Origin of the sequence: Vibrio sp. AND4, assembly GCF_000171815.1 — a bacterium.
GTDB lineage: Bacteria > Pseudomonadota > Gammaproteobacteria > Enterobacterales > Vibrionaceae > Vibrio.
Window position 1 is genome coordinate 79,340 of sequence record NZ_ABGR01000005.1, and the last position, 20,479, is coordinate 99,818.

Genomic DNA, 20,479 nt, shown 5'->3' on the forward strand with positions numbered 1-20,479 from the left:
ACTTGAATTTTCAGCGTAGTTAATTTTCCCAATGCACTTTATTTTCAACATCAATTTTAACATAGACAGATTGTAGGTTAAGCATGGCTGGCGATAGAAAACGTGGATTTATCCGTCCTGACGAAGACGATTCGATGATCAAGCCGCAGCGCTGGGGTTTACCTGACTACGGTGAAGCGAGAGAAAACCAAGCTAAGCAAACCGCGTTTAACTACGACCCTGGTTGGGTGCCAAACTTTGATGAGCCCGAAGAAGAGCACGCTCTTGAACTGACAGAAGAGCAGATTGAGTTGATTAAGCAAGGTGCTTATCAAGAAGGTCTGCATCAAGGTCAAGAAGCTGGCTTCAATCAAGGTTACGAAAAAGGCAAAGAAGAAGGCATTGGTGCAGGTCATGCAGAAGGACTTGAACTCGGCAAAGCGGAAGGCATTACGGCTGGGCAAGAATATATCCAGCAACAAGTAGAAACCTTTATGAACTTGGCCAATCAATTTGCTCAGCCTTTGGAGTTGATGAACGCTCAGGTTGAAAAGCAACTGGTCGATATGGTGCTTTGCCTAGTCAAAGAAGTCGTGCATGTGGAAGTGCAAACCAATCCACAAATTATTCTCGATACGGTAAAGCAGTCTTTTGAGGCGCTGCCAATCTCTGGTCATCCAATCACATTACATTTAAACCCTGAGGATGTGACGATTATCCGCTCTGCATATGGCGAAGAAGAGCTTGATTGTCGTAACTGGACTTTAGTGGCTGAACCATCTCTAAATCGTGGCGATGTCCAGATTGCCGCCGGTGAATCCAGCATTAACTATCGCATGGAAGAGCGCGTGAAAAGCGTGTTAAGCCGCTTTTGTGGCGCAAATCGCCATCAAGAGGGCGACTAATCCATGTTAGCTTTGGCAGAGCGTTTAAAAAACTACAAGGTTGAGGGGTTAACCACGCGTCCAGTGGCTTCTGGCAAGCTCGTTCGTGTTGTTGGTTTGACTTTGGAAGCGACAGGTTGTCGTGCTCCGATTGGCAGTTTGTGTTTGGTCGAAACCATGTCCGGTCATATGGAAGCAGAAGTGGTCGGCTTTTCCGGTGATAATCTTTTTTTAATGCCGAGTGAGCAAATCACGGGCATCCTACCGGGAGCAAGAGTCACACCGTTAACCAGTGAAGTCGGTTTGCCTGTTGGTATGGAGCTGCTTGGACGTGTCATTGACGGTGTTGGTAACCCACTGGATGGTTTAGGCCCCTTGTATACTGAGCATCGTGCTTCATTTAACGCCGAGCCTATTAATCCATTAGCTCGCAAACCTATTTCTGAGCCCCTCGATGTTGGCCTGAAAGCCATCAATGGCCTACTGACTGTCGGTAAAGGTCAGCGTATCGGCCTGTTTGCCGGTTCTGGTGTCGGTAAATCGGTCACGCTTGGCATGATGACACGAGGCACGACAGCACAAGTTGTTGTTGTTGGTCTGATTGGTGAGCGTGGACGCGAGGTAAAAGAATTTATCGAAGAGATTTTAGGTGAGGATGGCCGCCGCCGCTCTGTGGTCGTTGCTGCGCCTGCCGATGCTTCGCCTTTGATGCGCCTGAAGGGCTGCCAAACTGCACTGACGGTTGCCGAATACTTTCGTGATCAAGGGTTAGATGTTCTCCTACTGATGGACTCCCTCACTCGTTTTGCTCAAGCGCAGCGTGAAATTGCCTTGTCTGTGGGTGAGCCACCTGCAACCAAAGGTTATCCGCCTTCGGTGTTTGCTAAACTGCCTGCACTGGTGGAACGTGCGGGGAATGGGGGAGGTGAGCAAGGTTCTATTACGGCTTTCTTTACTGTTCTGACCGAAGGTGACGATCTGCAAGACCCGATTGCCGATGCGTCGCGTGCGATCCTTGATGGTCACATCGTGCTATCACGTGAAATGGCCGATGCGGGTCACTACCCAGCTATCGATGTCGAGAAATCGGTGAGCCGTGTTATGCCGCAAATCACCACTGAAGAACATGTATTAATGTCAAAAGCGGTACGTCAAGTATTGTCGATTTGTCGTAAGAACCAAGATCTAGTCTCGATTGGCGCCTATAAACCGGGTACCGATCCTGCTATCGATAGTGCCTTTACCCTCAAACCTAAGTTGGACGAATATCTGCAGCAGCGCATGAAAGAATCAGTACCTTACGACATGTGCGTCAACATGTTGAAGAGCATCTTAGGTGGGTAATAGCGCATGAATAACGCGATGGAGTTTCTGCTTGAGCAAGCCAAAGAACGTGAAGATCAAGCGGTATTAGCGCTCAATAAAGCGCGCTCAGATCTTGAGGGTTACTACCGCCAAGTTGAGCAAATTGAAAAATACCGTTTGGACTACTGCCAGCAATTAGTTGACCGTGGTATGGCGGGGCTCACCGCAAGTCAATATGGACATTTAAACCGCTTTTTAACTCAGCTTGATGAAACGCTATCTAAGCAAAAGCAGGCAGAAAGCCACTTCAAAGAGGAAGTCGTTAACTGCCAAGATTATTGGTTAAACATGCGTAAAGAACGAATGTCTTACGAGTGGATGATTGAAAAGCGTGAGAAAGAAAAGCAAATGGCGGAAGCTAAGCGTGAACAAAAGCAGATGGATGAGTTCTCTACCTTGCTTTACAGCCGAAAGCCGCAACGTTTCTAAGCGTTTCTCATCGCTATATTGCGTGAGTGCTGCTGGTTACATCTTTACTGATTCAGGCAAGGTTACTTTGACGGAGTCTTGCTCTATCAACTTAAACACTTTTGGTCGAATCTCACTAATCCACCACTCATTGTAGGTCTCTGCGTATATGGTTTGGCGGGTTTGTTCATTGTTGAACTCACGTAACCAAATAAAGTAACCATGGCCATCTTCACAAGTTTAAATTTGTTCCATCACTATCCCTAAGTGACACCGTCAGAAAAAGTTACGCTGAGCGTTGGCGTGATTTTTGCAATTTATTCGTCAGTATCGGGTCTTTTGACCTAAGTTTACCGCCCATGTGCAATCCGACTGCAATTTGCTCAATGTTGCCGAGAACGAGAGTTTCTATATGAATGTGAATTTGTCCAATGTTTCTGCAACCAATAAAGCGTCGGCTTCCGATTCTTCAAATAAAGTGGATGCAGAAAACCCTGAAAGCAATGGTTTTTTTGAAACCTTAGCCGGGGTATTTACTGATTCACAAAAAGCAGTTGCGAAATCTGATGTTTCAGACGCTGCTGCAGAAACCTCGGAGAAGGCAGGGAAAGTGGTATCCGCAAGCACACAAGATGAGAGCCAAGAAAAAGTCGCGACAGATGTTGGAGAGGAGCCATCAACAGAATCAACCGACGAGTTGCTTAACCAAGAGAGCGCAACTCAGAGCAATACACAAACCAGCAAAGCTGATGTTTCAGGTCAGGTTCCCAATGATGAAATAAGAAGTGCGATGGGAGAGGGACAACAATTACTGAGCCGCATAGGGCAAGCGAACCAAACGCTAACGACGGACAAGACTTTTGCTGATGGCGGCAAGGTATTGCCATCGGAGGCAGTATTTGACCAAGCCTCTGCTCGGCAATCTGCGCTAGCTTCATCAGGTTCAGTTGCTTCTGGTGACGTTTCGCCATTCAGTGATACACAAGGACGGGTATTGGATGCAAATGGGCTAGCAGAAACTGAAGTATTGCAATCCGTATTCCCAGCGCATGCTCAAGTGGCCGATGGCGAGTCTTCTGGCGAAAAACGCATTTCATTGGATGAGTTGCAAATTATTGACACTAAGCTCGCGCAAGGGAAACCGCTTTCTCAACAAGAACTCGATGTGATTGAGCAATTAAAAACAGGCGAGTTAATCGCGGATATTCCACAGCAAGAGATGGCTCAATTTGTTGCTTTACCAAGTGACGTGAAAATGGCGATGGTAGAGCATCAACACACTCACAACCAAACTCGTGTTGCGGCCTCTGCAGTTGCGGCTCAGCAAGCGCATCAGTTCGTTGCACAAGACATGAAGCATACCGCTGAACAAGCGGGTGCGCAGGCCTCGGTAGCAAATACTGAAAAGTCGGCGCTGTCTGCTATGCCAGAAGCTCTGGCAGCGGCCAACCTAAGCCCTGCAGGCCAAGTGGTCTCCAGTGCTGAGTTGAGTAAGAAAGTAATGAGTGCAGGCCTTGCAGCAAGTGCATTAAAAGGCGCAACAAACTTGCAAGACAAACCCGATCCGCAACACGGTTTGGCTGGACAAATTCAAGCCGCGGTTGGCCAACAGAACGCCGCAGTTCAACAACAAGCACGAGCCGATGCGGCGCAGCAAGCGCAATTGCCGTTGCAGCTCACCAAAGAAATGGCCAATGACCAAGTGGCAGAGAAAGTCCAAATGATGATGTCGAAGAACTTAAAGAATCTCGATATCCGTCTTGATCCGCCTGAGCTGGGTCGAATGCACATCCGCATGACGATGAACAACGATCTCGCTAACGTGCACTTTACTGTGGCAAACCCGCAAGCGCGTGACTTGGTCGAACAAACATTACCACGTTTGAGAGAAATGTTGGCTCAGCAAGGTATGCAATTGGCAGACTCTTCGGTTCAGCAGCAGAGTAGCGGCCAGCATCAGAATGGCGACACAAATGCGCAACGTAGCGCTCAAGGCACTCAAGGTCGTGGATTTTCTGGTCAGTCAGATGAAAACTTTGATACTGACACGAATATTGATTTGAATGTGGTTTCAAAGCGTGATGGAATTAGCTTTTACGCGTAAAATAGTGGCCTAAAAACAGAACAATAAGAGACAGTAATGGCAGAAGAACAGCAGCAAGGTGCCGATGCACCAAATGGAAAAAGTAAATTACTGATCATCATTATCGCAGTGGTGGTTTTGCTTGTAGGTGGTGGTGCGGCAGCCTTCTTTTTGATGGGCTCTGATGAGTCTGCGCAACCTGAACAAGCTGAGCAAACACAACCGCAAACGACAGCCGCACCAATTGCGTATGTGAACATTGCACAACCTTTTATTTTTAACGTGACAGGCGACCGTCGTGATAGATTGGTGCAAATCAAAGCGCAACTGATGGTACGCGGTGGTGAAAACGAGCAATTAGCACGGTACCACTCTCCCTTGATCGAAAGCTCGTTGCTTTCAACGTTTGCTTCAGCGACGGCAGAGCAACTGCGCTCGCCGACGGGGCGTGTGGAACTGCGCGAGCGTGCTTCTGATGACATCAAAGCCGCATTAAGTACAGCGGTGGGGCAGCCAGTAATTGAAAAAGTACTGTTTACAGATTTTGTAATTCAATAGGTATAACGTGACCGATCTATTAAGCCAAGATGAGATTGATGCGCTACTGCACGGGGTTGATGACGTTGATGACGTCGATGAATCCTCCGACGGCCGCGACGAGAATACCACTAATTTTGATTTCTCGTCTCAAGATAGGATTGTCCGTGGTCGGATGCCGACGCTTGAACTTATCAATGAGCGTTTTGCCCGTCACATGCGAATCAGCCTATTTAATATGTTGCGTAAAACCGCTGAGGTGTCGATTAACGGCGTACAGATGATGAAGTTTGGTGAATACCAAAATACCTTGTACGTTCCGACAAGTTTGAATATGGTTCGCTTCCGTCCGTTAAAAGGCACGGCGCTGATTACCATGGAAGCGCGCTTAGTGTTTATTCTAGTTGAAAACTTTTTTGGTGGTGACGGTCGTTTCCATGCCAAAATTGAAGGCCGTGAATTTACTCCAACAGAGCGCCGCATCATCCAGCTTTTGCTGAAAATTGTTTTCGAAGATTATAAAGAAGCCTGGTCACCAGTGATGGGCGTTGAGTTCGAATACCTCGATTCTGAGGTGAACCCGAGCATGGCCAACATCGTCAGCCCGACCGAAGTGATCGTGGTCAGTTCATTCCACATTGAAGTCGATGGTGGCGGCGGTGATTTCCACGTAGTGATGCCTTACTCAATGGTGGAGCCTATCCGTGAATTGCTCGATGCGGGTGTTCAGTCTGACAAGATGGAAACCGATGTGCGTTGGAGCTCCGCATTGCGTGAAGAGATCATGGATTGTCCGGTTAACTTCCGTGTCAATTTGCTAGAAAAAGACATCTCATTGCGTGATTTGATGGAATTGCAACCCGGTGATGTTATCCCGATTGATATGCCGGAAAATGCGACCATGTTCATTGAAGATTTACCAACTTACCGCGTGAAAATGGGGCGCTCTGAAGACAAGCTTGCGGTGCAAGTTTCTGAGGAAATTGAACGTCCACATGTGGTGAAAACCGATTTGGCGTTCTTGGGTAAGGACATCATGTCTGAACTTGAGCACGACGACGATAAAGACGATTAAAACCCTTACTCAACCATCGCTTCACTTCTCGCTCTTAGTAAATGGGCGTACATAACTTAAGAAGTGGGGACAGTAAGGTCAAATACAGGATAGAAAAATGGAACCAAGTGACGATCAAAAGTTAGCAGACGAGTGGGCAGCGGCTCTGGGCGAAGACCCCTCTGCTCCTTCAATTGATGTTGATGAAGTATTGGCGGCACCATTGGAAGAGTTGAAAGACACCTCTAGTCCAATCACTGATGACGAGCGCCGTAAACTCGACTCCATCATGGATATTCCCGTGACTATTTCAATGGAAGTGGGACGTTCGCAAATCAGTATTCGTAATCTGTTGCAATTAAACCAAGGTTCGGTCGTGGAACTCGATCGTTTGGCGGGGGAATCACTCGACGTATTGGTCAACGGTACTTTGATCGCTCACGGAGAAGTGGTTGTCGTCAACGATAAGTTTGGTATTCGTCTTACTGACGTCATCAGCCAAACCGAACGTATTAAGAAGCTGCGCTAATATGGGCTGTTCAGTAAAAACTCGATTGAAGCAAATGGCAGGAACACTTGGCTTAACGCTCATTGCTCCTTATGCCCTTGCTGCGGCGCCAAGTAACTTAGACTTGGCGACGACACTCGGCTCTTTAGTGCTGGTTATTGGTGTGATTCTGCTGCTTGCTTGGATGCTGAAACGCATGCAAGTACCGGCATTGGGACAGCAAAAAGGGTTACGGATTGTCAGCCAGTTACCCGTTGGCACCAAAGAGCGAATTGCGGTAGTCCAAGTTGGTGAAGAGCAGTTCTTAGTCGGTATTACTAGTCAATCTATTCAAACGCTTGCCAAGCTTGAAACACCATTAAAAGAGGAAGAGTTGGCCTCCGGTGCTTTTGCTACCCAGTTCAGTCAACTAATAAAAAAAAATGACAAAGGATAATTCAATCCGCCTGACGCTCAGCATGTTTGTGCTGCTAGTCGGAATGCTATTTTCTTCACTTTCGTTTGCTCAAGCAGGGGAATCACCGTTACCTACTAACCTAGCACAGGGTGATAGTGTGACCGTGAAAGCGATGGAAACTGAATCAGGTTCAAGCCACAGTATGTCAGTGGGCAATGGTGGCGGTATTCCTGCTTTTACCATGACGACCAATGCCGATGGCAGCGAAGACTACTCGGTTACGCTGCAAATCCTTGCGTTGATGACCATGCTTGGCTTCTTGCCTGCCATGGTCATTTTGATGACGTCGTTCACTCGAATTGTGGTGGTGATGTCCATCTTGCGTCAAGCGATGGGTCTGCAACAAACTCCTTCGAATCAAGTCATCATAGGTATCGCACTTTTTCTTACCTTCTTTGTGATGTCTCCGGTTCTCAATGAAATAAATGACAACGCAATCCAACCTTATCTGAATGAACAGCTGACGGCGCGCCAAGCCTTTGATACGGCCCAAGTACCGATGAAAGCCTTCATGCTGAAGCAAACCCGAATCAAAGATCTGGAAACCTTTGTGGACATGTCTGGTGAGCAGGTGACAAACCCGGAAGATGTCTCTATGGCGGTGCTGATACCAGCATTCATTACATCTGAACTCAAGACCGCGTTCCAAATTGGTTTCATGTTGTTCCTACCGTTTTTGATCATTGACCTAGTTGTCGCATCAGTATTGATGGCCATGGGTATGATGATGCTTTCTCCAATGATCGTATCTTTGCCATTTAAGCTGATGCTGTTCGTGCTGGTGGATGGATGGAACTTGATATTATCGACACTCGCAGGCAGTTTTGCCCTTTAGATTGGCACAAAGAGAAGAGGGAAAGAGATGACTCCTGAAATGTTTGTCGAGCTTTTCCGTGATGCACTATGGATGGTGCTGATCATGGTCTGTGCCATTATTATTCCAAGCTTGCTGATTGGTCTGGTCGTAGCGATATTCCAAGCTGCGACTTCTATTAACGAGCAGACATTGAGTTTCTTACCGCGTTTGATTATCACCTTGTTGACGTTGATGCTATTTGGCCATTGGATGACGCAAATGTTGATGGAATACTTCTTTGGTCTGATTGAGCGGCTGCCACAGGTGCTCTACTAGAGTCGCGTATGGAGTATCCGACTCATATCATCCTTGACTGGATTGCAAACTACTTCTGGCCTTATACCCGCATCTCAGCGATGCTGATGGTGATGACAGTAACTGGAGCGCGCTTCGTCTCGCCTCGAATTCGACTTTATCTAGGCCTAGCGATTACCTTTGCGGTAGCGCCAGCGATACCAGCCGTACCACAAGATATCGAACTACTCTCTTTCCGTGGTTTTATGACCATTGCCGAGCAAATTATTATTGGTGTCGCGATGGGCATGGTGACTCAGTTTATGATTCAAACCTTTGTTCTGTTGGGGCAGATCCTTGGTATGCAGTCGAGCTTAGGTTTTGCATCCATGGTGGATCCGGCTAACGGTCAAAGTACGCCTTTGCTTGGTCAGCTGTTTATGTTTTTGGTGACCATGTTCTTCCTTGCTACCGATGGGCATTTAAAAATGCTGCAATTGGTGGTGTTCAGCTTCAAAACTTTACCAATTGGATCCGGTTCGCTCAATGCATTGGATTTCCGCGAATTAGCGGGTTGGCTAGGAATCATGTTTAAGACGGCATTGAGCATGTCGCTATCGGGTATTATCGCTCTGCTTACCATTAATTTGTCGTTCGGCGTAATGACACGAGCTGCGCCACAGTTAAATATCTTTTCACTCGGCTTCACCTTTGCCTTAATAATAGGTTTGCTATTTTGTTGGTATATTTTAGCGGGCTTATACAGTCATTATGAATTGTTCTGGAATGTAGGTCAGGAGCAGATTTGTCGCCTCATTCGCTTGGATTGCTAGGAGACTTAATTGTCAGAGTCAGACGGTCAAGAACGCACCGAAGATGCCACGCCCAAACGGTTACAACAAGCCAGAGAAAAGGGGCAGGTTGCTCGGTCTAAAGAGCTTGCATCAGCGTCAGTGCTGATAGTCGGCGCCATCGCCTTGATGTGGTTTGGTGAGTCATTGGCGCGTTCGCTGTTTGCCATCATGAGTCGCTTGTTTGACCTAACTCGCGATGAAATCTTCGATACTGCAAAGTTGTTCGATATCGCTTTTGGCGCAATGGCGGATTTGCTCTTCCCGCTGTTCCTTATTCTTATCACTCTGTTTATTGCAGCGTTGATCGGTGCGGCTGGCGTTGGTGGTGTAAGTTTTTCTGCCGAAGCGGCGATGCCAAAACTTTCCAAGATGAACCCGCTCAGTGGGCTTAAGCGTATGGTAGGTATGCAAAGTTGGGTGGAGCTGATTAAGTCAATTTTGAAAGTTGGGCTGGTTGCGGGTATGGCGATTTATCTCATCCAAGCGTCGCAATCGGATTTGATACAACTGAGTATGGATGTCTACCCGCAAAACATTTTTCACGCTTTGGATACTTTACTTAACTTTATTTTGCTGATCAGTTGTTCATTGCTTATCGTTGTCGCGATAGATATTCCGTTTCAGATTTGGCAACATGCCAATCAACTAAAGATGACAAAACAAGAAATCAAAGATGAATATAAAGAAACGGAAGGTAAGCCGGAAGTAAAAGGCCGTATTCGTATGTTACAGCGAGAAGCGGCTCAGCGCCGTATGATGGCCGATGTGCCGCAAGCTGACGTTATCATTACTAACCCAGAGCACTTTTCAGTCGCGTTGCGCTACAAACAGAAAACCGATCGTGCACCTATAGTGATCGCGAAGGGAACGGATCATATGGCGATGAAAATCCGGGAAGTGGCACGTGAAAATGATATTACCATCGTTCCTGCTCCACCACTGGCCCGCGCGCTCTACCACACCACGGAGTTAGAGCAAGAAATTCCAGACGGCTTATTTACCGCTGTCGCGCAAGTGCTGGCGTTTGTGTTCCAACTTAAGCAGTATCGTAAGCGTGGCGGTCAGCGACCAAAAATTAAGGATTACGACTTACCAATCCCACCCGAGCATCGCCACTAATGAAAATGATTGCATGAATTAATAAGACGAAAACTTGGCTTAGATCAGAGGATTGTAATTTCTTTGAACAACTAGTCACTATTTTGGCGTTAATCTTGGTACACGCATTGCTTATATTTCGTTAATCAACAACAATACCTAAACTTTTGGGCGAAAGCAGTCGCGAAATATTAATGACATGCTTCTTGTTTATGTAATGCGCCAGACCGATTGAGATACCTCGCAGTATGAAGTTAAGCCTGCCATTTGCAGATAAATTACCAAAAATACCTCAGCGCTCCATGCCTGCTGTTGGTGCGCCAGTTATGGTATTGGCCACCCTCGCCATGGTGGTGTTGCCTATACCTGCATTTCTGCTTGATCTATTTTTCACGTTCAACATCGCCCTCGCCATGGTGGTGTTGTTAGTAACCGTTTACACACGTCGTCCGCTCGATTTCGCGGCGTTTCCCACCGTTCTACTTATCGCGACGTTATTGCGTTTAGCATTGAACGTGGCATCGACTCGCGTGGTACTTCTGTATGGTCACGAAGGGGGCGATGCGGCAGGTAATGTAATAGAAGCCTTCGGAAATGTGGTGATCGGCGGCAACTACGCCGTAGGCCTCGTGGTCTTCCTCATTTTAATGATCATTAACTTCATGGTTGTGACCAAAGGTGCAGGCCGTATTTCTGAGGTAAGCGCTCGCTTCACCTTAGACGCCTTGCCGGGTAAACAAATGGCGATTGATGCGGATCTAAACGCGGGTTTGATTGACCAAGATCAAGCGCGTTTACGTCGTTTTGAAGTGACCAAAGAAGCGGACTTCTACGGTTCAATGGACGGTGCGTCTAAATTCGTAAAAGGTGACGCGATAGCGGGTATTTTAATCCTTTTTATCAACATCATCGGTGGTCTATCGATCGGTATGACGCAATACGGTTTGGGCTTCTCTGAAGCGATGCAAATCTACACCTTGCTGACCATTGGTGACGGCTTGGTGGCACAAATTCCATCGTTATTATTGTCTATTGCAGCGGCAATGATGGTAACGCGTCAAAATACCGATGAAGACATGGGCGAACAGCTGATTTTCCAGTTGTTCGACAACCCGAAAGCCCTCATGATCACTGCCGCTATTCTCTGTGTGATGGGCATAGTACCGGGTATGCCGCATTTCTCATTCTTATCATTGGCTGCTGTGGCTGGTGGTGCCGCTTACTGGCTCGGAAAAAAACAAAAACAAGCAGCGAGCGATCTCGCTTTGCCCGCAAAAACGGAAGATGGTAGTGAGCCAGTTTCTCAACGTGAGTTGTCATGGGACGACGTACAACCTGTCGATATCATTGGTCTAGAAGTAGGCTATCGCTTGATCCCATTAGTGGATCGTGACCAAGGTGGTGAACTGCTAGAGCGCGTGAAAGGGGTTCGTAAAAAGCTCTCCCAAGATTTCGGCTTTTTGATCCCAGCCGTTCATATTCGTGACAATCTAGAATTGACGCCAAATAGCTATCGTATCACCTTGATGGGGGTTGCTGTGGGTGAGGCAGAGATTCGCCCAGACCAAGAGTTAGCGATTAACCCGGGCCAGGTTTATGGCATGATAGAAGGCGAACCAACGATTGACCCGGCATTTGGTTTAGAAGCGGTTTGGATTCAGGAAGATCAACGTGAGCACGCTCAAGCGCTCGGCTACACCGTAGTGGATTCATCCACTGTGCTAGCAACTCATTTAAGTCAATTATTGACCAATAATGCCTCTCAGCTGATTGGTCATGAAGAAGTGCAGAACCTATTGGAAATGCTTGGTCGAAGTGCGCCTAAGCTGGTAGAGAGCTTTGTTCCTGACCAACTTCAGTTGGGTGTGGTGGTGAAAGTGCTGCAGAACCTGCTTAATGAGGCCATTCCGATTCGTGATATTCGAACCATCATACAAACCTTGGCAGAATACTCGAGTAAGAGTCAAGAACCTGACATTTTGACAGCCGCGGTACGTATCAGCTTAAAGCGTCTAATTGTTCAGGAAATCAATGGTATAGAGCCTGAATTGCCTGTAATAACACTAATTCCAGAACTGGAACAAATATTGCATCAAACTATGCAGGCTTCAGGTGGCGAATCTGCGGGAATTGAACCGGGATTGGCTGAGCGACTTCAGTCCTCTCTGAGCCAAGCGACACAAGAGCAAGAACTGAAAGGCGAGCCAGCGGTTTTGCTGACATCTGGTGTATTGCGCTCAACATTAGCGAAGTTCGTTAAGAACACGATACCTAACCTCCGTGTCTTGTCTTATCAAGAAGTACCGGACGAGAAGCAGATCAGAATTGTGCAAGCCGTGGGTAACTAATCCCGCGCATTATTAATGGATTTATAGTTTGAAAATTAAACGATTTTTTGCCAAAGATATGCGAACTGCACTGCTCCAAGTGAAAGAGGAGCTGGGTGCGGAAGCGGTGATCATGTCAAATAAGAAAGTGGCAGGCGGTGTAGAGATCGTAGCAGCAATCGATGGTGAATCGAATGCGGCACCGACTTCGCAGGCACACTCTCTGCCTAATCGAGGTGCAGAACAACCAAATCGTTACAGCGAACAACGCCAATTGCCATCATCTGCTGCAGGGCGCTATCAAGCTCGCGGTTTGGATGAAGACAAAATCAGCTTACAAGCGAACAAAGAAAAAACAGGCTCAATGACGCAACGTTTCGCTAACATGCTTAAGCAATACAGTGGCGACTCGGCCGAGTCCGATGCACATGTGGCTGAGAACGAAGATTCCTTATCTGCTTTGCTCCAGCGCCAAAACAAGCACCGTGAAAGTTATAATCAAGAGAGTCCAGTGACTTATCAAGCAGATTCACCACTGGCAAAGCTGATTGCGCAAGATAATCGATTCGATCGCCCAACGCCTAAGTTGGATCCAACGCGCTATGATCGCCGTCGCCCCTCGGATGAGCGAGAAGAATCAGCAAACGAATTGGAGAACATGCGTGAAGAGATGACGTCAATTCGTCGTCTGTTGGAACATCAAGTGTCGGGCTTAATGTGGCAAGAGGTAGAACGCCGGGAGCCGCTGCGTGCGATGCTGATTAAGCGTTTGGAGCGAATGGGTGTATCGCCTGAACTTGCTGACCAAATGGCTTGCTACATTCCAGAAGATACCAAGCCTGCACGAGCCTGGAAAGCATTGCTTTTGCTCGTGGCAGATCAAATCAGCATTCCAAAGCAAGACATCCTCAAGCGCGGTGGAGTGGTTGCATTGCTTGGCCCCACGGGTGTTGGCAAAACGACGACGGTTGCAAAACTTGCGGCACGTGCTGCGATGGAGTTTGGGGCCGACAATGTGGCTCTTGTGACCACGGATACCTATCGTATAGGTGCACATGAACAGCTCTCAATTTACGGAAGAATTATGGGGTGTCCTGTAAGAGTTGCTAAAGATTCTGATGAGCTAGCCGATGTTATATATCAGCTACGAAACAGAAGACTGATTTTGGTCGATACGGCAGGGATGGGGCAAAGGGACGTAAGACTGTCTGAACAGCTTGATACTCTAATGCAAGAGAGCGGAGAAGTGATTCACAGCTACCTTGTTTTGCCAGCTACCGCACAACGTCGTGTTCTACAAGAAACATTGGATCATTTCCGACGTATTCCGTTGTCGGGATGTATTTTAACCAAGCTTGATGAATCATTAAGTCTTGGTGAATTTATCAGCGTGGTGATCCAAAACGCAATGCCAGTGGCTTATATTGCCAATGGCCAGCGCGTACCAGAAGACATTGTGATAGCACAACCAAAATACATGATTGCGAAAGCAAATGAACTGTTAGAGAAGTCGACAGAGAGCGAACCTCACTTTTGGAACAGTGACAGCGAAGAACTCTAGGGCGGCGGACTACTATGACTGAGAATATGATACACGATCAAGCAAGCGGCCTCCGTCGCTTAACACAACCATCATTGACCAAGGTAATTGCAGTTACTGGCGGAAAAGGTGGCGTGGGTAAATCAAACGTAACACTGGGTTTAGCGATCTGCATAGCACGTCAAGGCAAAAAAGTGATGGTTCTCGACGCTGACTTGGGCCTAGCCAATGTAGACGTTATGCTCGGAATCCGTTCGAAACGTAACCTAGGGCATGTTCTTGCGGGTGAATGTGAGCTAAAAGATGCGATTGTTGAAGGTCCTTATGGTATAAAGATAATCCCTGCAACTTCTGGGACGCAAAGCATGACCGAGCTATCTCCTGCTCAACATGCGGGGCTTATCCGTGCGTTCGGAAGTCTTGACGAAGAAGTAGACGTCCTGCTTATTGACACAGCTGCGGGTATATCTGACATGGTGATTAGTTTTTCACGTGCCGCTCAAGATGTGGTCGTTGTGGTCTGTGATGAGCCAACCTCTATCACGGATGCATATGCACTAATCAAGCTGTTGAGCAAAGAACATCAGGTTCAGCGCTTCAAAGTTGTTGCAAATATGGTCAGAAGCTACCGAGAAGGCAGAGAATTATTCGCAAAGTTGACATTAGTCACAGAGCGCTTCTTGAATGTTAGCCTTGAACTCGTAGCATGTATCCCATTAGATGACAAAGTACGTCAAGCCGTTAAAAGACAAAAGATTGTTGTGGATGCATTCCCGCGATCTCCTGCGGCTTTAGCGATCAGCTCATTAGCAAATAAAGCGCTGACTTGGCCACTGCCAAAAACACCAAGTGGCCACTTAGAGTTTTTTGTTGAAAGACTGGTAAATCGTACTGAATTCTCAGAGGACTCTTTTGGTGAATAATGCGATTACCTATGACCAACATGGCAAATTTAACAGCCAGCAAGCGTTCATTGAACGCTACTCGGTGTTGGTTAAACGTATTGCTCACCACTTACTGGGCCGTTTACCGCCGAGTGTTCAAGTAGAAGATTTAATTCAGGCCGGCATGATCGGCCTTATCGAAGCTAAGCAGAATTATGATGGTTCTAAAGGTGCGAGCTTTGAAACTTATGCAGGTATCCGAATTCGCGGTGCAATGTTAGACGACATTCGTAAAGGTGACTGGGTACCTCGTTCTGTTCATAAAAATAATCGTCAAATTAATCAAGCAATCGCAGAGCTTGAAGGCGCACTAAATCGAGATCCATTTGATTCAGAAGTAGCAGAGCATCTTGGTATGACGTTAGACCAATATCATAGTGCTCTTACCGATATAAACTGTTCTAAATTGGTGGGAATTGAAGATTTAGGTGTCTCTGATGATGTGATTTCACCGGCTGATGAAACCGATGATAGCAACCCATTTAAGGGGGTTGCTGATGACTCGTTCAAAAAAGCACTGGTTGAATCAATAAAACAACTGCCAGAGCGTGAAGCGCTAGTGCTTTCGCTCTATTATGACGAAGAACTCAATTTGAAAGAGATTGGCGATGTATTAGGTGTAAGCGAATCTCGCGTAAGCCAAATACTGAGTCAAGCGATGCAACGTTTACGCACCAAGCTCAGTGCGTGGACACAAAATGACTAAACACACTGATTTAACTATTCAGTGGAGGCAATTTTGAATAAAGACATGAAGATCCTTATTGTTGATGATTTCTCAACAATGCGCCGTATTGTTAAAAACCTGCTTCGTGATTTGGGGTTCAATAACACTCAGGAAGCGGACGATGGTTTAACCGCATTACCTTTGCTGAAAAAAGGTGGTTTCGACTTTGTCGTCACTGACTGGAACATGCCGGGTATGCAAGGCATTGACTTGCTGAAACACATCCGTGCCGATGCAGAACTTAAGCAACTACCTGTTCTAATGATCACTGCTGAAGCAAAGCGTGAGCAGATTATCGAAGCAGCACAAGCTGGCGTTAACGGTTACATTGTTAAGCCATTTACTGCTGCGACTCTAAAAGAAAAACTAGATAAAATCTTCGAACGTTTATAACGCTTTCCCACTCTTTGCTGATCGAGTCATCACTCCTATTAGTGAATGTTCAAAGAAAGCTCGTTTGACGCTGTAAAAGCGAAAAGAAAGAACAAAACGTAAAAAAGGGTCTATTCAGGATGATCTCACTAGAGCAGGCGAAATCGCTCGTTAAGATGCTAGAAGACGGGGAGCAAGAACAAGCGAATGCGCTTGTTGCCTCGATATATGAAAGCGACGGCAGTCCGATGTTAAAAGAAATCGGCACATTAACCCGTGACCTTCATGATTCATTAAAGCAATTCAATATCGATCAACGCATGACGGAAATTGCGCAGGCAGAAATCCCTGACGCAAGAGATCGTCTGCAATATGTGATTGATAAAACTGAGCTAGCAGCCAACAAAACGATGGACGCAGTCGAATGTTGCTTACCTATCGCTGACAACCTGCATGGGTGCCTTCAACAAGTGCGTCCTCAGTGGAATGAACTCATGCACGGGCGTATAGAATTAAGCGAGTTCAAAGCACTTTGCCATCGTATCGATGAGCTGTTAGTTCAGGTTGAGGGCGATAGCACCGACTTGCGTGGACAGTTGACCGAAATTCTTATGGCACAAGACTTCCAAGACTTAACAGGTCAAATCATTCGTCGGGTGATCACTCTTGTCAATGAAGTGGAAGATCGCCTGGTTGAGATCTTGACCGTATTTTCTGGTAATAAACCAGAAGAACACACTCAAGTTTTGCCAGAACCGTCAGATAAAAAGATTAAACAATCAAGCGAAGCAGAAGGCCCGATTCTTAACCCTGAACAAAGGGAAGATGCGGTCTCGTCGCAGGACGAAGTCGACGACTTGTTGTCCAGTCTTGGATTTTAAAGGTAACGTATGAGCTACGATTTAGACGAAGATATTCTTCAGGACTTTCTCATTGAGGCTGGAGAAATCCTAGAGCTGCTGTCTGAGCAGCTTGTTGAACTGGAAAATAACCCTGAAGACAAAGATCTCTTAAATGCGATTTTCCGTGGTTTCCACACGGTAAAAGGCGGTGCTGGATTCCTATCATTAGCGGAACTGGTCGATACCTGCCATGGTGCGGAGAATGTGTTCGACGTATTGCGAAATGGTCAGCGCTCAGTGACACCAAGTCTAATGGATACCATGCTGAAAGCGCTCGATACGGTTAACCATCAATTCCAAGCGGTGCAAGATCGTGAATCGGCAGAGGCGGCAGATCCTGCTTTGTTAGAGGAGCTCCACCGACTATGCAGGCCGGAGTCTGAAGATCAAGTGGTTGCTGAGGTTGAAGCCCCAATTGTGACGCCAGAACCTGCGATTCCTGAGCCAATTATCGAACAACCTGCTGCGCCAGTCGAGCCGGATTCTGACCCTTCAAGCGTTGGCTCTGTTGACCAAATAACCGAAGACGAATTTGAAAAGCTGCTAGATGAACTGCACGGAAAAGGTTCTTCTCCATGCAAGCAAGCATCAGTTTCTGAATCTGCTCCGGCGAACACACCATCGGTGGAAAGCGGCGACATCACTGATGATGAATTCGAACGCTTGCTGGATGAGCTGCACGGTGTGGGTAAGAGTCCAACAGTCTCTGATGTCGATCCAGTAGCGCCGCCAAAAGCGCCTGAGCCAGAGGCTTCGTCTCTGCCTGCATCGTCGGGTGGCGATCTGATGACGGATGCGGAGTTTGAAAAACTGCTCGATGACTTGCATGGGTCGGGTAAAGGTCCATCTCTCGAAGAATTAGATTTGGCGACCAAGCCAGCATCAGAAAATGTTGCTCCAGCTCCAGCTCCAGCCCCAGAACCGGCAGCTGCAGTGCCTTCACCAGCACCAGCGCCAAAACCACAAGCAAAACCAGTCGCTAAAAAAGAAGAAGCGAAAGCGCCAGCAGTTAAGAAGCCCCAAGCAGAAGCAACGGTGCGTGTTGATACCTCGACGCTAGACACCATCATGAATATGGTTGGTGAGTTGGTATTGGTTCGCAATCGCCTCCTTAGTCTTGGCTTGAACAGCAACGACGAAGAAATGTCGAAAGCGGTATCGAACCTAGATGTCGTTACTGCTGACCTTCAAGGTGCGGTAATGAAAACGCGTATGCAGCCAATCAAGAAAGTATTTGGCCGTTTCCCACGCGTTGTTCGAGATTTGGCGCGTAATCTCAACAAAGATATCGTGCTGGAAATGCGCGGTGAAGAAACCGACCTGGACAAGAATTTAGTTGAGGCTCTGGCGGATCCGTTGATTCACTTGGTGCGTAACTCGGTTGACCATGGTATTGAGATGCCAGATGACCGTGTCAAAGCAGGTAAACCTCGTACTGGTAACGTTGTTTTGTCGGCCTCGCAAGAAGGTGATCATATTGAACTTGCTATCGTTGACGATGGCGGCGGTATGGACCCGAATAAACTTCGTGGCATTGCGGTTAAACGCGGCATGATGGATGAAGATGCGGCAGCACGCCTATCGGATAAAGAGTGTTTCAACCTTATTTTTGCACCAGGCTTCTCGAGCAAAGAGAAGATTTCAGACATTTCTGGTCGTGGTGTAGGTATGGATGTGGTTAAGACGGCGATAAACGCTTTAAACGGTTCTATCGATATTGATTCAGAATTGACCAAAGGCACTAAGATAACCATCAAAGTTCCGCTGACACTCGCGATTCTTCCAACACTAATGGTTGGCGTTGGTGGCCATCCGTTTGCTCTGCCGCTGGCGTCGGTGAACGAGATTTTCCACCTAGACCTAGGCCGTACTAACGTGGTTGATGGGCAGCTGACGATTATTGTCCGCGAAAAGTCTATCCCACTGTTTTACTTACAAAACTGGTTGGCGTCTACACCGAGTAGTGTACGAGAACGCACAGGTCATGGTCATGTCGTTATCGTTCAGATCGGTAGCCAACGCGTTGGTTTTGTGGTGGACACGTTGATCGGTCAAGAAGAAGTCGTGATTAAGCCGCTAGATAACTTGTTGCAAGGCACGCCAGGTATGGCTGGTGCAACGATTACCAGTGACGGTCACATCGCATTGATTCTGGATGTTCCAGATCTACTTAAGCAATATGCTGCAGCCTCGCGTATTTAAACGCGGCTGGATTCGATAAAAGGAATAAGATGGCGATCAAAGTATTAGTCGTTGACGATTCGAGTTTTTTCCGTCGTCGCGTAAGCGAAATCATCAACTCAGAATCGCGCCTAGAGGTTATAGACGTGGCGGTTAATGGCAGAGAAGCAGTCGAGAAAGCTAAGTCTCTCAAGCCTGACGTTATTACGATGGATATTGAAATGCCAGTCATGGATGGTATTACCGCTGTTCGTGAAATAATGGCGGCTTCTCCTACGCCAATCCTGATGTTCTCCTCTCTGACTCACGACGGAGCGAAGGCAACGTTGGATGCGCTAGACGCAGGTGCAGTGGATTTCTTACCGAAAAAATTCGAAGACATTGCCCGAAACCGTGATGAAGCGGTCTCACTTCTTCAACAGCGAGTGATTCAGATTGCTTCAAAGCGTGCGTTGATGCGTCGACCAGTTGCCCGACCATCAGTGGCAGTGCCAAGCCCGGTGACGTCTCCTTTGGCATCTCGGACAACTACGCCGACAGCATCAGCACCTAGCCGACCGCTGACGACAAAATTTCGTGCATCGGGTAAAAAATACCAGTTAACCGCGATCGGTACGTCAACCGGCGGTCCTGTTGCACTACAAAAATTCTGACTCGTTTACCAGTGAATATCCGCACCCGATCGTGCTTATTCACACATGCCTGCGACTTTCACCGCGGCGTTTGCAAGCCGTTTAAACACGCTGTGTAAAATTCAAGTGAAAGAAGCACAAGATGGCGATGTGCTGCAAGCCGGTGTTGCTTATCTGGCGCCTGGCGGTAAGCAGATGATGGTGGATGGTCGTGCTGGCGCTGCTCGTATTCGTATTATCGACGGTGGCGAGCGCATGAACTACAAACCATGTGTGGATGTCACGTTCGGCTCCGCTGCAAAAGTATACGGCGATAAAGTATTGTCGATGGTACTCACTGGAATGGGAGCTGACGGTCGTGAAGGCGCGCGCATGCTGAAATCATCAGGTGCCACCATTTGGGCACAAGATGAGGAGAGCTGTGTGGTTTATGGCATGCCGCAAGCGGTTGCAAAAGCAGGCATTTCTACTGAAGATTTACCACTCGATCGAATTGCAGAACGCATGCTGGTGGAAGTGGGCTTAGCGTAGGAAATA

General features: G+C 47.3%; 19 protein-coding genes and 1 pseudogene. All 20 read left to right on the top strand.

Going from position 1 to position 20,479, the window contains the following annotated elements; genetic code table 11:
- Positions 1–83: 83 nt before the first annotated feature.
- The 20 genes and pseudogenes from fliH (at position 84) to AND4_RS08485 (ending at position 20,473) form a co-directional block, all read left to right on the top strand.
- Entirely contained in the window at positions 84–884 is an 801-nt protein-coding gene (gene fliH, locus AND4_RS08390) for a flagellar assembly protein FliH (protein ID WP_009842524.1), read from the top strand.
- Positions 885–887: 3 nt separating this feature from the next.
- Entirely contained in the window at positions 888–2,207 is a 1,320-nt protein-coding gene (gene fliI / locus AND4_RS08395) for a flagellar protein export ATPase FliI (RefSeq protein ID WP_009842525.1), read from the top strand.
- Between the two features lie 6 nt (positions 2,208–2,213).
- Positions 2,214–2,657: a flagellar export protein FliJ gene (gene fliJ / locus AND4_RS08400; protein WP_009842526.1), complete on the top strand. Its 444-nt coding sequence runs from the start codon at positions 2,214–2,216 to the stop codon at positions 2,655–2,657.
- Between the two features lie 391 nt (positions 2,658–3,048).
- Positions 3,049–4,740, top strand: a complete 1,692-nt coding sequence (locus AND4_RS08405; RefSeq protein ID WP_009842527.1) for a flagellar hook-length control protein FliK — start codon at positions 3,049–3,051, stop codon at positions 4,738–4,740.
- Between the two features lie 36 nt (positions 4,741–4,776).
- The gene (gene fliL / locus AND4_RS08410) at positions 4,777–5,277 is read left to right on the top strand and encodes a flagellar basal body-associated protein FliL (RefSeq protein ID WP_009842528.1); all 501 of its coding nucleotides are present in this window, start codon (positions 4,777–4,779) and stop codon (positions 5,275–5,277) included.
- Positions 5,278–5,284: 7 nt separating this feature from the next.
- Entirely contained in the window at positions 5,285–6,331 is a 1,047-nt protein-coding gene (gene fliM, locus AND4_RS08415; RefSeq protein WP_009842529.1) for a flagellar motor switch protein FliM, read from the top strand.
- 97 nt (positions 6,332–6,428) lie between these two features.
- A complete protein-coding gene (gene fliN, locus AND4_RS08420; protein WP_009842530.1) occupies positions 6,429–6,839 on the top strand; it encodes a flagellar motor switch protein FliN in 411 nt (136 codons plus the stop codon).
- A 1-nt stretch (position 6,840) separates the two neighbouring features.
- Positions 6,841–7,254: a flagellar biosynthetic protein FliO gene (fliO, locus tag AND4_RS08425; RefSeq protein WP_009842531.1), complete on the top strand. Its 414-nt coding sequence runs from the start codon at positions 6,841–6,843 to the stop codon at positions 7,252–7,254.
- Complete coding sequence (gene fliP / locus AND4_RS08430; protein ID WP_009842532.1) at positions 7,241–8,110, top strand: flagellar type III secretion system pore protein FliP; 870 nt, start codon at positions 7,241–7,243, stop codon at positions 8,108–8,110. Before fliO ends, fliP begins: the two co-directional genes overlap by 14 nt.
- Before the next feature lie 27 nt (positions 8,111–8,137).
- Complete coding sequence (gene fliQ / locus AND4_RS08435; protein ID WP_009842533.1) at positions 8,138–8,407, top strand: flagellar biosynthesis protein FliQ; 270 nt, start codon at positions 8,138–8,140, stop codon at positions 8,405–8,407.
- Between the two features lie 8 nt (positions 8,408–8,415).
- Complete coding sequence (gene fliR, locus AND4_RS08440) at positions 8,416–9,198, top strand: flagellar biosynthetic protein FliR (RefSeq protein WP_009842534.1); 783 nt, start codon at positions 8,416–8,418, stop codon at positions 9,196–9,198.
- A gap of 9 nt (positions 9,199–9,207) precedes the next feature.
- On the top strand, positions 9,208–10,338 hold the full coding sequence (gene flhB / locus AND4_RS08445) for a flagellar biosynthesis protein FlhB (RefSeq protein ID WP_009842535.1): 1,131 nt from the start codon (positions 9,208–9,210) through the stop codon (positions 10,336–10,338).
- A gap of 227 nt (positions 10,339–10,565) precedes the next feature.
- Entirely contained in the window at positions 10,566–12,665 is a 2,100-nt protein-coding gene (flhA, locus tag AND4_RS08450; RefSeq protein ID WP_009842536.1) for a flagellar biosynthesis protein FlhA, read from the top strand.
- Positions 12,666–12,693: 28 nt separating this feature from the next.
- Entirely contained in the window at positions 12,694–14,205 is a 1,512-nt protein-coding gene (flhF, locus tag AND4_RS08455) for a flagellar biosynthesis protein FlhF (protein WP_009842537.1), read from the top strand.
- 14 nt (positions 14,206–14,219) lie between these two features.
- Complete coding sequence (locus tag AND4_RS08460; protein ID WP_009842538.1) at positions 14,220–15,107, top strand: MinD/ParA family protein; 888 nt, start codon at positions 14,220–14,222, stop codon at positions 15,105–15,107.
- Positions 15,100–15,834, top strand: a complete 735-nt coding sequence (locus tag AND4_RS08465) for an RNA polymerase sigma factor FliA (protein ID WP_009842539.1) — start codon at positions 15,100–15,102, stop codon at positions 15,832–15,834. Before AND4_RS08460 ends, AND4_RS08465 begins: the two co-directional genes overlap by 8 nt.
- A gap of 45 nt (positions 15,835–15,879) precedes the next feature.
- Positions 15,880–16,248: a chemotaxis response regulator CheY gene (cheY, locus tag AND4_RS08470; protein ID WP_043991578.1), complete on the top strand. Its 369-nt coding sequence runs from the start codon at positions 15,880–15,882 to the stop codon at positions 16,246–16,248.
- Between the two features lie 119 nt (positions 16,249–16,367).
- On the top strand, positions 16,368–17,108 hold the full coding sequence (locus AND4_RS08475) for a protein phosphatase CheZ (RefSeq protein ID WP_009842541.1): 741 nt from the start codon (positions 16,368–16,370) through the stop codon (positions 17,106–17,108).
- Positions 17,109–17,117: 9 nt separating this feature from the next.
- Entirely contained in the window at positions 17,118–19,331 is a 2,214-nt protein-coding gene (locus AND4_RS08480; protein ID WP_009842542.1) for a chemotaxis protein CheA, read from the top strand.
- A gap of 29 nt (positions 19,332–19,360) precedes the next feature.
- Positions 19,361–20,473, top strand: a pseudogene (locus AND4_RS08485) (chemotaxis response regulator protein-glutamate methylesterase).
- The last annotated feature ends 6 nt before the right edge of the window (positions 20,474–20,479 follow it).

Coding starts and splice junctions, on each gene's coding strand:
- fliH (WP_009842524.1), top strand. CDS start 84: ATGGCTGGCGATAGAAAACGTGGATTTATCCGTCCTGACGAAGACGAT.
- fliI (WP_009842525.1), top strand. CDS start 888: ATGTTAGCTTTGGCAGAGCGTTTAAAAAACTACAAGGTTGAGGGGTTA.
- fliJ (WP_009842526.1), top strand. CDS start 2,214: ATGAATAACGCGATGGAGTTTCTGCTTGAGCAAGCCAAAGAACGTGAA.
- AND4_RS08405 (WP_009842527.1), top strand. CDS start 3,049: ATGAATGTGAATTTGTCCAATGTTTCTGCAACCAATAAAGCGTCGGCT.
- fliL (WP_009842528.1), top strand. CDS start 4,777: ATGGCAGAAGAACAGCAGCAAGGTGCCGATGCACCAAATGGAAAAAGT.
- fliN (WP_009842530.1), top strand. CDS start 6,429: ATGGAACCAAGTGACGATCAAAAGTTAGCAGACGAGTGGGCAGCGGCT.
- fliO (WP_009842531.1), top strand. CDS start 6,841: ATGGGCTGTTCAGTAAAAACTCGATTGAAGCAAATGGCAGGAACACTT.
- fliP (WP_009842532.1), top strand. CDS start 7,241: ATGACAAAGGATAATTCAATCCGCCTGACGCTCAGCATGTTTGTGCTG.
- fliQ (WP_009842533.1), top strand. CDS start 8,138: ATGACTCCTGAAATGTTTGTCGAGCTTTTCCGTGATGCACTATGGATG.
- fliR (WP_009842534.1), top strand. CDS start 8,416: ATGGAGTATCCGACTCATATCATCCTTGACTGGATTGCAAACTACTTC.
- flhA (WP_009842536.1), top strand. CDS start 10,566: ATGAAGTTAAGCCTGCCATTTGCAGATAAATTACCAAAAATACCTCAG.
- AND4_RS08460 (WP_009842538.1), top strand. CDS start 14,220: ATGACTGAGAATATGATACACGATCAAGCAAGCGGCCTCCGTCGCTTA.
- cheY (WP_043991578.1), top strand. CDS start 15,880: ATGAAGATCCTTATTGTTGATGATTTCTCAACAATGCGCCGTATTGTT.
- AND4_RS08475 (WP_009842541.1), top strand. CDS start 16,368: ATGATCTCACTAGAGCAGGCGAAATCGCTCGTTAAGATGCTAGAAGAC.
- AND4_RS08480 (WP_009842542.1), top strand. CDS start 17,118: ATGAGCTACGATTTAGACGAAGATATTCTTCAGGACTTTCTCATTGAG.